We start from the raw sequence: 1,226 nt of genomic DNA, 5'->3' as shown, positions 1-1,226 counted from the left end.
CCAGCAATTGTGGGGGTTGGAAGAATGGCTTCCCCATTTGTTTCGTTGTAAAGAGAAACATTGCCTGAAACGATAGGAAAATCAAGGATTCTACAAGCTTCTCCTATACCTTTAATAGCAAAAACCAGCTGTCCCATAATTTCAGGTTTTTCAGGGTTACCAAAATTGAGATTATCTGTAGCAGCCAGTGGTGTTGCACCTGTCGTACTAATGTTTCGCCAGCATTCTGCGACAGCTTGTTTCCCCCCTTCATAAGGGTCTGCTTCACAATAGCGAGGTGTTACATCAGAAGAAAAAGCAAGAGCACGTTTGCTGTTGTTTCCTACACGGATAACGCCTGCATCACCTCCTGGACAAACAAGGCTATTTCCTTGGATAAGGGTATCATATTGTTCATAAACCCATCGCCGAGAACTTTGATCAGCAGAATTCAATAAGCTCAGAAGCGCATCACCAAGATTTTCAACTTTTTTGACGTCTTCTGCTTTCAAGGGTGTTTTTTTTGCCGGCTCACTCCAAGGACGATCATAAACAGGCGCTTCATCACCAAGCTCTTTGATGGGAAGATTGACAACTTCTTCCCCTTGATGAAATACACGAAAACGTAAATCATCGGTTGTTTTTCCAATGATAGAAAAATGTAGTCCCCACTTATGAAAAATTGCTTCTGCTTGCTTTTCTAGTTCTGGTTTAAGGACCATGAGCATACGCTCTTGACTTTCAGAAAGCATCATTTCATAGGCTGTCATGTTTTCTTCTCGAACAGGAACTGTATCAAGATTAAGCTGTATCCCCAGATTTCCTTTTGCTCCCATTTCAACGGCAGAAGAGGTGAGTCCTGCTGCCCCCATATCTTGAATAGCAACCACGGCTCCAAGTTCCATGAGCTCTAAACATGCTTCAAGGAGACATTTTTCTGTAAAAGGATCACCGACTTGAACAGTTGGGCGTTTTTCACTGATTGAAGAATCAAATTCAGCAGAAGCCATTGTTGCTCCACCGACACCATCACGTCCTGTTTTTGCACCCAGATAAACAACAGGGAGTCCAATACCTTGTGCTTTAGAATAAAAAAGGGCGTCTGTCTTTGCAATACCGGCGACAAAAGCGTTAACAAGGATATTGCCATTATAACGCTCATCAAAATTTACTTCTCCACCAACCGTTGGAACACCAAAAGAATTGCTGTAACCACCTATTCCAGAAACAACACCAGAAACAAGATG

Annotated in this window: 1 protein-coding gene; it reads right to left on the bottom strand. The window is 42.5% G+C overall.

The genetic code is table 11. The annotated features are described in order from the left end of the window. The coding region (gene purL / locus ACFIL8_RS10570; protein WP_375689727.1) for a phosphoribosylformylglycinamidine synthase subunit PurL at positions 1 to 1,226 on the bottom strand (1,226 nt) is incomplete at both ends.

Origin of the sequence: Bartonella sp. AP57NXGY, assembly GCF_042195805.1 — a bacterium.
Lineage (GTDB): Bacteria > Pseudomonadota > Alphaproteobacteria > Rhizobiales > Rhizobiaceae > Bartonella.
This window is presented reverse-complemented; position numbering and strand designations above follow the sequence as displayed.